Annotated in this window: 12 protein-coding genes and 1 rRNA gene; all 13 read right to left on the reverse strand. The window is 42.9% G+C overall.

All coding sequences use genetic code 11. The annotated features are described in order from the left end of the window. Positions 1–210: ribosomal RNA gene (locus CS948_RS05990) — 16S ribosomal RNA — on the reverse strand; the annotation flags it as partial. A 722-nt stretch (positions 211–932) separates the two neighbouring features. Then, complete coding sequence (locus CS948_RS05995; protein WP_099290826.1) at positions 933–1,571, reverse strand: hypothetical protein; 639 nt, start codon at positions 1,569–1,571, stop codon at positions 933–935. A gap of 105 nt (positions 1,572–1,676) precedes the next feature. Beyond that, positions 1,677–2,270, reverse strand: coding sequence for an N-acetylmuramoyl-L-alanine amidase (locus CS948_RS06000; RefSeq protein WP_255301882.1), 594 nt, complete (start codon positions 2,268–2,270; stop codon positions 1,677–1,679). A gap of 24 nt (positions 2,271–2,294) precedes the next feature. Beyond that, the gene (locus CS948_RS06005; RefSeq protein ID WP_099290827.1) at positions 2,295–2,675 is read right to left on the reverse strand and encodes a 3TM-type holin; all 381 of its coding nucleotides are present in this window, start codon (positions 2,673–2,675) and stop codon (positions 2,295–2,297) included. After that, positions 2,672–3,298, reverse strand: coding sequence for a DUF6266 family protein (locus CS948_RS06010; protein WP_099290828.1), 627 nt, complete (start codon positions 3,296–3,298; stop codon positions 2,672–2,674). Before CS948_RS06010 ends, CS948_RS06005 begins: the two co-directional genes overlap by 4 nt. Beyond that, entirely contained in the window at positions 3,298–3,561 is a 264-nt protein-coding gene (locus CS948_RS06015; protein WP_099290829.1) for a hypothetical protein, read from the reverse strand. The genes CS948_RS06010 and CS948_RS06015 overlap by 1 nt, the downstream gene beginning before the upstream one ends. A 177-nt stretch (positions 3,562–3,738) precedes the next feature. Continuing rightward, entirely contained in the window at positions 3,739–4,155 is a 417-nt protein-coding gene (locus CS948_RS06020; protein ID WP_255301883.1) for a LytTR family DNA-binding domain-containing protein, read from the reverse strand. A 134-nt stretch (positions 4,156–4,289) separates the two neighbouring features. Continuing rightward, positions 4,290–5,342 (reverse strand): TlpA disulfide reductase family protein, encoded by a 1,053-nt coding sequence (locus CS948_RS06025; RefSeq protein ID WP_176554949.1) that lies wholly within the window; start codon positions 5,340–5,342, stop codon positions 4,290–4,292. 155 nt (positions 5,343–5,497) lie between these two features. Then, complete coding sequence (locus CS948_RS06030; RefSeq protein WP_099290831.1) at positions 5,498–7,018, reverse strand: DUF4998 domain-containing protein; 1,521 nt, start codon at positions 7,016–7,018, stop codon at positions 5,498–5,500. Between the two features lie 3 nt (positions 7,019–7,021). Beyond that, positions 7,022–8,341: a DUF4959 domain-containing protein gene (locus tag CS948_RS06035; protein ID WP_176554950.1), complete on the reverse strand. Its 1,320-nt coding sequence runs from the start codon at positions 8,339–8,341 to the stop codon at positions 7,022–7,024. 25 nt (positions 8,342–8,366) lie between these two features. Further along, entirely contained in the window at positions 8,367–10,322 is a 1,956-nt protein-coding gene (locus CS948_RS06040) for a RagB/SusD family nutrient uptake outer membrane protein (protein ID WP_099290833.1), read from the reverse strand. Positions 10,323–10,341: 19 nt separating this feature from the next. Further along, positions 10,342–13,734: a TonB-dependent receptor gene (locus CS948_RS06045; RefSeq protein WP_255301884.1), complete on the reverse strand. Its 3,393-nt coding sequence runs from the start codon at positions 13,732–13,734 to the stop codon at positions 10,342–10,344. Between the two features lie 173 nt (positions 13,735–13,907). Continuing rightward, a complete protein-coding gene (locus tag CS948_RS06050; RefSeq protein WP_099290834.1) occupies positions 13,908–15,065 on the reverse strand; it encodes a FecR family protein in 1,158 nt (385 codons plus the stop codon). Between the last annotated feature and the right edge of the window lie 52 nt (positions 15,066–15,117).

Genomic DNA, 15,117 nt, shown 5'->3' on the forward strand with positions numbered 1-15,117 from the left:
TAAAATCAAGACCATGCGGTCTTGAAGTATCATGGGGTGTTAGTCCACGTTTCCGCGGGTTATCTCCCGGTACGGGGTTGGTTGCACACGTGTTACTCACCCGTGCGCCGGTCGCCGGCGAAGTATTACTACTCCCCGCTGCCCCTCGACTTGCATGTGTTAAGCCTGTCGCTAGCGTTCATCCTGAGCCAGGATCAAACTCTTCATTGTAAAATATTATTCAGAAATTTTGTTCTGGCAGGGTCATGTGTTCATGAATCACGACTCTCGTCGTTCTTCGATTCACGCTCGCTACGTTGTTTTGTTCACGTCAATATTTTAAAGAACTCTTCTTCTCTCGTCTTCACCCTCGCCCTTTTCTCGAGGCGAAAGCGGATGCAAAGATAAAACGTTTTTCCCTTCCCTTCCAAATCTTTTTCAAAGTTTTTTCAAACTTTTTTCGCGGGGTGTCGTTACAACTAACTTTTACCCCCCTCGCTTCATCTCTACAACATCTAAAGAACTTCGCCAACCTCTCTCTTCACTCGCCCCCCCTTCCGGTTTAGCGGGTGCAAAGATAACAGCATAAAATCCCCTTTTCCAAATTTTTTACCCTCTTTTTTTTAACTTTTTTACAAGACACTAGAAAACAAATATTTAAAAACAACACCACACGCCATTCCAAGTCTCAAAGTATTCCCGGTACTTGTCTTTTCAGGAAATTTCAATAAAATAGCTTCAGCCAACACGCGAATAAAATGGATTCTTCACTCCTTTTCATATCGATTTCATTTTTGACAAAAGAATGAAAATATCTTTTCACTATCCATTTTAGACTATCTATTTTAGATAATCTAAAGTAGATTATCTAAAATATTTCATCAATCCCTATTAAAAATAGGGAACCGGCCTACTTGACCGATCCCCCTCTTGGCATAGCAAAACGAAACAAATTAGGATTCCCCTATCGTCAAGACTCTACTATCTGATGCTTGTCGCCCGTTTTTCGACGTGGCGAAGCAATACGCCTTCACGTTTTCGTTGTTCCAGTCCTCCGGTAACGCGTAACTCGTGCTACCACTTTCGCCGCGGTCCCGCAAGGTCACCAATCTCGCGCGCCCCAGTACCGTTTCGTAAAGCACCCCGTAAACCCTGTCATCCTGCAAAGCGAATCCATCTTCCTCTCCTTGCATCTCTTGCTCGAACGTGTACTTCTGGCTACCCGTGCTGTACGCGACTGTGACCTTGGGAGGGTAAAGTATCCCCGCGGCCAGCTTCAACAGGTCGAGATCTACCGTTCCCACGTGTTTCTCGTCCACGTTTACCGCCCCCATGTTTCGCGCCACGAAGGCGTTCGAGGTCGTTCCGTTACCGATTCCCACGAATCCTTTCCGGATCACGGGTATAATCTTCCGGGACAAGGATACCAACGCTTTCATTCTCGCCCGTTGGTCAAGAATCTCCGGTGTCGGGTTATCTTTCCTTGAAAACACCTTCGCTTTGGCGATGTTTTTACTTCTCGTGTAACACAACGTGATGTTACCCACTGATCTTCTCGCTTTACCTAACAAATAAGAATTAAATTCTGCCATAATAATTGAAAATTAAAAGTTGAAAATTGAAAATGAAATCACTTGATTACAAAATCCACGAATCATAAATCATAAATCATAAATCATAAATCATAAATCATAAATCTAAAATGCTTCCCTCAAGGCGAATTCCAGCGCCAGTCCCGGGTCTATCTTCCGGTTCGTGATGTCCGAGTGCCCTACCACGTCGCGAATCGGGTAATTGGATTCCAGCAACTTGCACACCTCGACCAACGTCCTCACCTGTACACTCGTGTAACGATGCCAGTATGTCAATTCCTCTCCCGAGCAATCGGCATGTACATCTTCCGGCTTCACTTTCCGTCCACACTCCGCCACGAACGTGTTCCCTTCCACGCGAAGTTTTCCAAGGTTATCCAATTCGATACCGATTGAATAATGATTCAACTCGGCACGTCCCGCGTACCAGCTTCTCCCCGCGTGCCACGCCTCTATATTAAACGGCACGAGTTGAACCAGTTCCCCTTCCCGCCCGATCACCAGATGTGCCGAAGCGGTCACGTCCGGTCTGGTCAAGAAAAGAGCCGATGACATCGGACTCGTTCCCCCGGTATAGTGCAAAACAATCATATCCGGGCCTACCAACTTGCGCGTGTTTTTCGCACATTGCAAGTGAACCACACCGTTCCCCGTCAACCGATGGTTGACGATTGAAATTTGAGAATTAAAAATCATCATGTTTATACATTTAAAAATCTAAAATTAACATCGTTTTCGCGTGACAGCCTCTATGATTTTCTCCCCGCTTCTACCCACCACGTACCCGCCCAACCCGATTTCCAGCAAATCCCAGAAACGGGAGGTTTCCGCCAGAATCGGCAAGCTGGTGAACGTCCCGACAAGAATAATCACGGCAAATATCAACATCACGAGCGGGCGCCACGAGCGTTGCAGCCAGTTTCCCCGGGCTTCCTCCCCGACCACGGCAGCACTCGACTCCAAACGCTGTCGCTCGCGTTCGGCGATCACCCGCAGGATATCTGTTTCCAGCTTCTTTTTCTCCCGGGCGGGAAGCGTCAAGCGGTCGATCACCTCCCCGACCGAGTTGACGAGCCCCGCCACGGGTTTTCTTCCCCCGCTCATACCACCACGTGTTGAGAGTTAGAGAAAGCAGAAAACGACGGTGACACGAAAAAACAATACACGTGCACCGGCACATCTTTCACCCGGTATAGCGGGAACACGGCCATTCCCTCTCCTCGCGTGACTTGCACTTCCTCTACCACTTCCGGCGAGAACGCGCGATCGCCTCGCAACAAGACAACCATCAAGCGATCATTCTGATCCAAGTAGGCACTATCGTCGGCACCCGCCCAGCGAAGGGTTACCCGGCTCCCGTCGTCCACGGAAGCCGACAAGTCGTACACCCCGTCCCGGTTTCCCGTTGCAAGGCGTAAACCGTCATAATCAACAATTTTACCCCGGTGATCGAACATTTTCAGGTTCTCCCTCATGAACAGGGCGAACCCCGTGAGTTTAGCATTCTTGCCGGAACGACGCCAAACCTCTTCCAAGGGTGTTTCTTTCAAACGCTGGTAAAAACGAACCGCCACCCGGAAGCGATCACGAACCGCCTGTTGTTTCTCCGTGTTCGGGTTGCTCACCGATGCCGGTACCGCCCGGGCGTAATACTTGCCGTTCCGTCCGCTAAAAATCGTGTTACCGATTCGCCCTTTAATCTTGAAAATACTGCTTATTTCTGCCATCATCCTGCATTTTTAAGTGAATAAATTGTTTTTACTTGATTCCCGCCACGTGCAAAAAGCGGACGGGAAGAGATAAAGCCCGACCAAGGATACACGATCACGATAACGACCGTGCCACGCTTGTCCGGCAAGATGTTGTACAATACCCGTGTTGGAGTTGTGCCGGAGTTGTGGCTTGTTCTCGCCCTTTCCCCGCCTCCTCTTCGCCTTGTTCTCCCCGGGTCCCTCTCTTGTTCTTTAGTCCTGTCAAATAATAATTCCATATCGTTTAATTTTTGATTACACGACAAAAATAGTATGCCCACACACCACGCACAACTAATTTATCCCGTACACCCGATCCACTGATCCCCCGTCCCGTTCAACTGACCGAACAGCCAAACCGGAACAGCCATTCCACGAAACGGTTTATAAATAATGTTACTTAAGCGTGTTCTTCTCTACTTGTGCAAGCCCTTCACGCTTCCTAAAAAATGGAAACGGGCGAGAAAGCCCTCCCGGTAGGGTTGTCCTAGCGGGATTTCCTGTTTGCCGATATAAATCGTGTTCCCCCGTACACGTTCCACGTGCTCCAAATTCACCATGTAACCGCGATGCACCCGCGTGAACAGTCCCGCCGGAAGACCTTTTTCGAGGGTTAACAGCGGGTGCCCAACAAGAATTTTCGGGCGATCCTTCAAGTGCATGCAACAATAATTACGACTGGCTTCCAACCAAAGGATTTCCGCGTGAAAAACCCGGTCATAAGAATCTTTATTCCAAACGAAGAGCCGGTCTTTTTTGAAATCTATTATCTCCGCGACAGCGTTTTCTGTCGCGGACGTGTTTCCCGTCCCCGGGATGTATCTGTTTTCCATGATTATCAAGTGTTAGGTTTCATGAAATGACCATCCCGATAGATTTTATATATCTCCACGAAAAAACCGGGGTATACACTCCCTTCACGCACAAAAGAGGTACCCCGGCTGAATAAAAACGAGTAATCTTGATATTATTTTTTCTTTAACAACTCGTTGATTTTCTTTTGAAGAACTTTGTTTTCAAGATTTTTAGCAATGATGCGATTCTCCTCATCCAGCAATATCGTGTAAGGAAGCGCTTTCGCCCCGTAAAGATGAAAAACTCGAGCCTCCTGATCCAGACCGTTTTTCCAAAACATCCCGTCCGTGTTTATGGCCTTCATCCACGCCTGCTCGTTTTCATCCCTCGACACGCTAATAATTTCCAATCCTTTCAGGTGGAAGCGCTGGTAAAGATTGAGGATATTCACGTTATCCCGACGGCAGACAGGATCATTCGATGTCCAAAAATGTAACAATTTCAACTTACCTTTTACCGAGTGAAGGGAAAGCGAGTCTCCTTGCAGGGAAGCCACCGTGAAATCCGGGGCAACGTTTCCCTCCTTGACGTTTTCCCACATGGATATCAACGTTGCAACTGCACGTCCCGGTACTGATGTTCTAGCATTTTTACCTAGCAAATCATACCTTACTTTTAATGTATCCAATTCCAGTTGATACATATCGCTCGCCACGACATAAGCAACCGCATAAGTGTCAGCATATTTCTCCAACAACTCTTTTTCCTGTTCACGGGTAATTGCTATCGTTTCTTCAAACAAATTAGACAAAGACTGCATTTTCTCTTTATTATCAACTTGTTCTGCCAACTGATACTCTTTCTGTATACGTTCACATGTTTGCACAAGTAAGGTTTTAATTCGACTAAAATACCCCAAAATATCCTGTTGTTCACCTCCTTTTATTAACATCTCATTCTTTCTCACATTAATCATGAATTGAGTGTTTTCAAGTATCAGTGGTATCTCTACTTCCTCGCCTGTCATAACGATATTTACAGCCACCGCTCTCTCCACTTTTCCATGGAAAACAAAAGCACCATTTTCAACTTTGGTTATAGCCAAGGTGTCCGGAATATCACCTTCATTAGTCAGCAACAAAAGAGAACCATTAGCAACACCGTCAATTTTCCCACTGATCCTATAACCTTCTTGAGCTTTACAAATGACAGAACAAACTATCATTGTAAATAATGTTATAAACTTCTTCGTCATATGATATATTGTAAACAAGAATCCCAGGAAGAAACTTCTGGGAGCTTCTTTTTCAAATTTACACGTATTAAAAAAAAGTAAAAATTCAAGGCTCCATGAAAAAGCCTTGAATTCCCTAATCTACTTTAATAAGCTACAATATCAGCAAGTTTCACCCTAGCAACAGAACCATTTACCCCATCAACTAAAGTTACTTTGATGAATTTCACACTCCGAGTTCCCTCGGCAATCGGAAGAAGGGTGCTTTCCCCAGAACCTTGTCCCAAAGTATTCTCTTCCATAAAAGTAACATTCTGCCAACTTCTCTCGTCCACCGATGTTTTAATTTTAATCGAACTCGGTATATAATACTTCGAATCTCTATCTTTAGTCGGATCGTACAGAGCTTGTACGATTTTAATTCCATGTATCGGTTGTTCCTCTTTCAAAACAATAGTCAATTCATACGTCCGCACGACATCGGATTGCAAAGTGGACTCCCACCACGTGGCCATATCGTTATCCAACAGTTCCTCTAAATAAGACTCCTGATCTTCGATAGAACAAGTAATTGTATCTATCATCGACGGCAAGATGTAACTCAAATTATCTGGTAACTCGGTAGCACCTCTGTTTTCCAAAGAATTCAATTCACTCTCATTACCAAAATAATGATCGTTATACCTCTCGATAACAACTCCCCGTAAATCTATCGCAGCGTTTAGCGCTTTTATACTCCGTTCCTCATCATAAAGAATGCTTTTATCCTTAGTTGTTGGATAGATCCCCACGAGATAACGATTCTTACCGAGTATAATTTTCTTTAACTTGGAACAATACAAAACATCCTCGAATGTGGTCATATCATAGTCAAATTCCAACATAGTTACCGTGTCTATAAAATGTTCAAATTCAATCTTTTCGACATCTGATTTATCAGAAAAGCCATAACGCATTTGTATCGCACTTTTAAAATCAGAAGTATAGATTCGAGTGTCTTCTAATTCAATAGGTTCAAATTTCAATGTATCCGGACATCCCTCCAACTTTCCTTCTCTCTCGATGTAAATTTTCTCACGTGTATCGACATTTTTCAAAATATCAAAACCTTTCTTGAATATCTCTTTTGTCAACGTCATTTGTTTCTTCCCTCCATTAAGGCTACTCGTGTAGTGAAGAGTTATATCAATAATATTATCGTTCCATGTATCCATAAAGAATACCAAATGCTCCCCGACTTTATAGAATTTCGTGATCGCTTTCGTGAATGTCCGCACGATCTCATGGTCTTCCGTGTAAGGTCGAGCATAATTTGTTATCACAAATGATTCATTACCATTTTTATCCACGGCACATACCTCCAAAAAATATGTGCCATCAGCCAAATCAAGAAGCTCACACGAAGTTGTGCCTCTAGGTAACAAAGAATCCCGTTTCACGTCTTTCACTGTCCACGAAACCTTTACAGACTCAATGTCTGCATCGACACTATTTTTCCATTCTAAATGCAATCGTTTCCATCCCACCGTGACACTCAAATCCTTACACTTACCCAAATAACGGATTCTTCCGTTACCGGCGTCGTAAGTATCTTCAAGGCTTTCACCGCACCCTATCAATATCGCAGTGACAATCAATAAATTTATTATATATGATATTCTTCTCATAACTTATTTTTTTACGTAGACCTCTAACTCATGCATGGTAACATAATTTTTCACATTCGGGTAACTTGTCTGTATTTCCGACATCGAAGCATTAAACACCTCGTTGATTACCAATTTCAAATAACGATATTTTTGTCCCGAGTAAGCAAAAAAAACTTCCATGAAAGCAGGATCAGCCTTTTCTAGCTCTCTCGGATCCGAGATATAATCATAAGTTTCATCAAGGCAAGAAGCAGACCATCTATCTTTAAAATAAGTGTCTGGATCTTGTTCAAATTTACCTACTCTAATCCATGAATCATCATCCCCATTTTTATCATTGCTTGCATATACCGTCACTTTACACGGTAATTTATTGGCATAATAATACTCCCACAAATAGTAATTATATCCATACATAGTAAAATATGCATCAATATTTAACATTCCATAAATTCGGAGACTGGCAGGCACGATCTCTTCTCCCAAATCAATAATAAAAGGCTTACCTATCGCATTAGGTCCAGCAAGGAATGTATACGCCTCGTCAGTTTGGGAAGATAAAGCTTTCTCACCTCTCAAATCCCCATCAAAAAGGTATTCTATTCCCATTTTATCATCTTCATCATCAACCGAAAGATTGGCAATATCGAAAAAATTCTCACTTGTCAAGGCAAATTTTTTCTTTTCTAATGCTTCAATGTTTTCCCACACCTTCTGCCTCACGCGATAACCTTTATAATCTTCCGTGCGCAGGACAATCGTGTTAATAGCTGATTCCTGTTGTAACTGAAATACAAGAGTATCTCCACCTTTTGTTATCGGCAAAGTTTTCAACAATAATGTATCTGATTGTTTTGTCAGCGGATCTTCTCCCAAATATAGAACGTGGACAAAACCAGCAACATATTCAGGAGCCTTGTAAATAACCTGAAAGCCGCCCCACGAAGAAGAAACGTCTGCCCCGTCAAAAAAGGCGTAGGGAGCAGAATCATCCGTAGAAAATGTCACATCAATAGGTTCCGACTCCACGTTTTGGTTATTAACAAATGTCACCCGAGCGAGAACATTTTCTCTTGCCTCGTTGAACCCGTCCAAAACAAGTGAATCGCACCCGTAATCATTCACTTTCAACACCTCTTTTCCCCTGCAATCCCTGTAACGTACATTAATACCATATACCCCAGCGTTCGAGGGTAAAACATAACGCATTACTGCCCCTCCCGCAATCTTTTCAAAATTTACCTTGAAAGCATCTTCAGGCACGATAAAAACGTTATCATCTTCGTTTTTACACCCGAAGATTCCCATGAATATAATCAACACTAGTAATTTATATTTCATAATCAAATGTATTATTTTATTCATTTCACCAACCCAAATTCTGTATCACACTAGAAATCAATACTTCTTCCGATTGAATAGGATAGAGATAATCTCGTGGCACTGTAAATTTACACCCGCTCCACACTTCCACGGGACCTTCAAAATTATTGTAAAACTTTTGGGCTGATTCCCCAAGCACGTTCCATCCCATTTGTTTGCAATTCAATTCCTCGTGTGCTATTTTCCAACGACGAAGATTCCAATATCGTTGCCCCTCAAAAGCTAACTCTATATTGATTTCCCTACGAATAATATCACGCATACCTATCTTACTATCTACCCTTCCAGGATCTTTCGAGTAAGATTTCCATGCAGTCACCACATCCACAATACCAGCACGTTCCCGCACTTTATTTAACGGGGCGTACACTTTTTCCTCGTTAGGAACTTCCAGATACTCGTTCCACGCTTCAGCCTGCATCAAATAGAGTTCTGCCATACGAATGACGGGCAAAGTTTGATTATCGGACACATTACCAGCATACCCTTTCAACGGCCATCTGGAATTAAGGTGCTTTTTTAACCAATAACCATTAATATTCTGATAATCATTGCTAGTGATAATATCGTATTGCGTACCAAAATCCTCGTCTTTATAAGCTTCTATCGTTAAATTATCTGTCGACTTCGGTCCCAATTGCCATTTAAGCCGATCTGCCGCAATACAAGCATAAAAGCGAGGTTCCCTACGCAAATGCAGTTTCAGTATTTGAATTCCGGTAGGTACAACATCCTTGTACAAAGGGCTACTTTCCATTGCCATTTGATAACGACCATTATAATCCCACGTGTTGTCCAAATCTATAGGTAGCCCATGTTCCGTGTAGTACATTTCTACCATTTTCATCGAAGGTGCAAGACACCCAAATACCGCAGTCGACAGATAATTCGTTTTTTGTACCCTAGGCAAACACAATGCATGAAAAGTAGCATTCCTGCTGCTTGCATCTTTCCATTCTAACAATACCTCCGAATTAGTGAACGCAGAAAGTACACTTCCTTCAATATCACCCATCGTATTTAACAATTCACTACCTCGTCCAGCCGTCGTATTATACAAGGGATGGGAAACCTCGCATATCATAATCGCACTATCGGCAGCTTCTGCTGCCAATTTCCACTTTTCATGATCATATTCCTCGCTAAAAAGTGTTTCTCCATTCTTTCCTTTAAAATTTGAATAATATTCGTTTCCATTGAAAAGGGGAGAAGCCGCATAAAGTAAAACCCGGGCTTTAAGTGCCCATGCTGATTCTTTACTAAAAAAAGCAACACGCTCTGTCCCCCTATTCATAGCAAGAGGCAAATCTCGAATAGATTCGTCAAGTAGGCGAACCATCTCGTTGAAACATGTATCTACATGAGCACGAGGTTGCTGCATGAGTGATATATCCACATCCACATCAATATTTCGAGGAACCAAAACAATCGGTCCGTAACGACGTACTAACTCGAAATAAGTATAAGCTTTTAATGCTTTGATCTCTGCAGCCCATTGACGTTTTTCCCAATCTTCCATGTTATAAACGTTGTTAATATTTTCTAGAAAAATATTACAAGATCGAATGGTTTCATAAAAGGAAGTATAATGGTTAAATACTCCACCTTGATTCCAAATATTTCCATAAGGTTTATGTGCCATTTGAGCTCCCTCTGCAATTTTAAATCCGGGGAAATTATACTCTCCTCCTTGATAAAAATTTCTCATATATTCACCAGAAACGAACTCATCCGCTCCCAAGTAAGCTTCATTTTCACTAAGACTAGACACTATTCCTATAACTTGAGTATATATTCCACGAAGCCAAGTATCTGCATTCGCCCGTTGTTCAAAAACCGATTCCACGGTTTCAATATCTTTTTCCGGCACCATATCTAGATAATCACATCCATAGAATAGTAAAGCCATCCAAAGAAATGTCGATATTACATGTTTCATATTCTAAACATTTAATAAATTAAAAACTAACATTTACCCCTAACGAGAACGTACGTTGTATTGGGTAATTGAACCCACTATTCCCCAACTCTACGTCCCACACTTTAAAGTTTGTGATCAAGAATGGATTATTGACACGTGCATAAAATTTCACATTTTGCATTCTTAACTTTGTTCTCAACGCACTCGGCAAATTATAAGCCAATTCTATCGATGTGCAACGCAAGAATCGACATTCACGCATAAAATAAGTACTTTTACGCTCTTCCACTCCTGAACTCCAATCTTCTTGTGGATTATGAGTACTGATAGCATACGTGGAAAGACGCGGCCAAAAAGGATTATCCGTCATATTATCTTCACTCCAATGATCATCATAAATGGCCTTTAACATGGCTTGTCCGCCGACAAAAGGATTGATCTGCATGGGATCCATAAAAAATGAACGTTTACCAGATCCTTGGAAAGCAAAACTAAATTCCCAATTTTTATAATTCAAGAAACCGCTAAAACCGTAGATTACTCGAGGTGTTTCGGGAAAACCTATATAAGTGGCATCGTTCACGTCGATTTTTCCATCTCCGTTAAGATCCCGGTAACGAATATCCCCTGGTTTAAGTTGACCGTCTTGCATCGGAGCATTATCAATTTCCGATTGCCCGCGGAATAAACCATCGGCAATATACCCCACGGCTTGCGAAATTTCATGCCCTTTCTTGCGTTGCCATTCTGGCTTATCTATTGCCTCTTCTATTTCCAAATAAATAGCCTTACTATAAGTAAACGTACCGTTAAGAATAACCCAAAAATCGGAAGAAAAAGCATGCTGAATTTTACCGGCAAGATCAATACCTCGGGAGCGAGCTTTACCGACATTCGCCAATTGATACTCCTCCAACCCCACTGTAGCCGGTACTGCAATCCGGTAGTCTAATATATTATGGCGTATCTCTTGATATATATCAGCCGTTACATCCAATAATCCATCAAATAATTTTGTCTCAATTCCTAAATTCATTTGCTCTGCGACTTCCCACTTTATCTTCGTGTTCGGGTAAGAAGATAATTTATACCTATTAGTCGCATTTCCGTTAGGTCTCGGATCTGTTTCATTCTCTTTCTCAAGTACCGGAAGATGAGTGAAACGGGGAGATGAGATAATACCATCATTCCCTACTTGTCCCCATGAAAACCTGAATTTCAGGAAAGATAACCACTGGGCGGTATGGTTAGCTAAAAAATTCTCTTTGGAAGCCACCCATGCCATACCGATAGACGGAAAAAATCCCCACTGGTGATTTTTGTCAAAGCGTTCCGAGCCATTGTAACCAAAGCTACCTTCAAAAAAATATTTATCCCTAAAACCATATGTACCACGCATGGAAAGACTCATGTTGCGTTGAGGGATTCCCCCCAAGACACTACCACCGACATCATCCGTCGTTGTTTCTTGTGCATTGAACACTCCTGTCAAACTGGTTTGATGCTCTCCCCAAGCCGCCGAATGTAACGCACGAATCTCATAACTTAACTGAGTAGCTTGAGTCGAATTTTTACCTTTATAGTCTAAAGTTCTTCGAGCATCTTCTTCATTTAAAGCCACTAATGTATGTTTTCCTGTTTCAAAATCATAGTTCCCCAATGCATACATGAAAGGTTTGGTTTCATAAGAAACTGCATAATATCCCTCTTTATTCAAAGATAAGCTGGCACGCAACTCTAAACCTTTCAATAAAGATGAAAGATTGTGCATATACTCCACCCTGCTGGTTGCCGAATAACGACTACGATCCTTATACCCACTATGCAGACTCTTGTATGGATTGGTTGTTTCACTATTTATTCCTCCAAATCGCAAATGAGGCCAGGAATATTTTTCATCTCCCGGATACGTCGGGGCAAAATCCACCGGAGAAGCGTTAAAAGCCAAATAATAAGCTTCCGTCACGTCAGTTAACGGTCCATGATATTTATCCAAATTAGCAGAAGCATTAACCAATAATCTAATTCCCGCCGACAAATCAATATTAATATTAGTACGGAAAGTAAAAGTATTACTTTTGATATTGCAATCAAACTGATTTAATCTATCAGTTTTTAACATACCTTCGTCTTGATTATAATTGAAAGAAGCATAATATTGCACCATGCTCGACCCACCCCGCATGTTCAACCCCATGTGGTGATTAACCGTATAATCTTTAAACAAAATGTCGTACCAATCATTAGCAGGATATACCCACGAGGGATACTTTCCAGAAGCAGTACGTTCGATACGCTCCACGCTATATTGAGGAGTTGCACTTGGATTTCGAGCTAAAAGAGCCTGGTTATACATTTTCATGTAAGTAACAGCATCTACAACTTCGATCTCTCGCGTAGGCATAGAGGCAATCGCCTCGTAACGTACAGAAGTATAAACAGAACCTTCTTCTCCTTTTTTAGTTTCAATAAGAATAACCCCATTCGCCCCACGAGCGCCATACATAGCCGTGGCAGAAGCATCTTTCAACACACTAAAACTCTCAATATCTTCTGGAGCAATACGAGATAAATCCAATTTAGAAGATTCCACCCCGTCAATCAAAATCAATGGATCAATATTTGCTCCGGTCTGGAATGAAGTGATACCCCGAATATAGAATTTCGTATTCATTTCGTCCTCAGTCAACGCTCCCGGAAGTCCTCCTGTCTGCCAAGCGATCATACCGGGAATCTTTCCAGCAAATTGTGTCGTCAAATCGCTACTCGAAGATTTTAAAGTTTTAGCATCAACAGTTGTGATAGAAGCAACCACACTTTCCTTTTTCTGTGTACCAAATGCAACGACTACCGTTTCATCCAATACCTGACTGTCTTCCTTCAATGTAATCCGAAGAGTGTCTTTAGCTGTTTTCTCGAAAAATTCCATCGTTTCCCTTTTAAATCCGATGAAAGAAAACTCCAAGGTCCCCTTCGCCATGGGCAATTCCAAAGCAAACCATCCTTTCTCGTTCGTTGATGTACCTAATGCCAATCCACTCACTTTTACCGTTACTCCCGGGATTGGCTGTTTTTGCGTGTCATACACGAACCCTTTCAAGCGAACTGATTTTTTCTCCGGCTCATCCGAACCCACCACAGGCTTAATAATAACCATTTTGTCAACATATTCCCACGTGAATCTCCTCCCTAGCATTTGCCGTAATACCTCATCAACCTTCGCATTTTTCACGTTGAGCGAGATCGCTTGATTCACGTCCACCTCGTCAAAACTGTAAAAGAAATCCAGTTGTGTCTGCCGTTTCAGTTCAGAGATTACCTTGGTAAAAGGCATCCCCTCGACTTTCAGTGTCACCATCTGATCCTGTGCTCGCACGGACGCAGAAAGCGAAAAGACAAAACCACACATCAATAAAAAAGTCAATTTCATAACCATTAAAATTTTCGCACGTGATTTTTTTAACGGGAACCACGTGCCCGTTCGTTTTTTTTTCATAGTTTTGTGATAAGAGTTAAACATTCATCCTCGGGAAATCGCAAGTTTCCCGGGATGGTTTCGCTACACCGGGAGTTGTTGCTGCAATTCCCGGTTTATTTTTAGATTCATCTATTCAGTTCAGTCACGACAACCGTCCTACCGTTCACGGTAAATTTCACCCGCGTGGTTTTCTCTATTATCGAGAATATCTCGTTTGCCGTGTACTCCTTCTTGATTACCCCGGCAAAGACAAAACGCTTCACACGCTCGGAAGCAAAGAAGAAATCAACATCATACCAACGCTGCAATTGCGCCGCAATTTCTTCCAATGTCGCACCTTCCTCGAAATAGAATTTTCCGTCTACCCAAGCAGAAACTGCTGCCGCATCCACTTCTTTCGTCGAGATTCTACCTTCTTCCCACACGGCTTGCTGTCCGGGTGCAAGAATGGTTGACGCTCTATCTTTTCGATCGCTTACCCGCACCTTTCCGGATACCAACGTCGTACGAATCACTTCGTCCGGAGTATAAGCATTCACGTTAAACCGGGTACCCAGTACCCGCACATCCACTTCACCAACGTCAACGATAAAAGGTTTCCCGGCATCGGGTGCCACCTCGAAGAAGGCTTCTCCCTTAAGATACACTTTGCGTTCCTCACCCGAGAAGAATGTCGGGAAGCGAATTTCCGATTCGGAATTCAAGTAAACCCTAGAACCGTCTGCCAGTGTCAACTGATACTCTCCTTTACGCGGGACTACAATCGTGTTGTATTCCACCTCGGTCGATTGCCCCTCTCCCTGTTCATAGGTCACGCTTCGAGCCGAATCCAAGCGAACACGCACGCCTCCTTTAGTTGTTAAAGTATCAACTTGGACGGATGCCAAATTTATCCGTTCTCCTTTCGCCATAATCAACACGGCTTGAGGACTGCCCGCCTCCAGTACCGGAACTTGTGCCACGGGAATCTCTTTTGTTTCCCGTAACGAGAACCATATCGTGCCACCCACGAATAACGGGATCATTACCGCCGCAACCCAACGCCACAACATTGCCACCCGACGCCGATTCTGACCTTCACCCCGGTATCCCTCGACAACTCTCCACATTTTCTCCCGGTCGAACACCACATCACTCCGCTCCATCATCCCCACTTCCCGCAACACGCCCCGCACCCTCGCGAAATCCGCATCCCGCCAAATTTTCCGCCACTCGGCATCACCCGGCTTCACTCTCCCTTCCAGCACCGCTCGTAACCATTCTTTTTCGTCTTTTATGCTCATAGTTTTTCTGTTTTCTACCCTCTAAGCGAGAAGGGGTGAAAAAAGGGTGAAA

The organism is Butyricimonas sp. Marseille-P3923, from assembly GCF_900184685.1.
GTDB lineage: Bacteria > Bacteroidota > Bacteroidia > Bacteroidales > Marinifilaceae > Butyricimonas > Butyricimonas muris.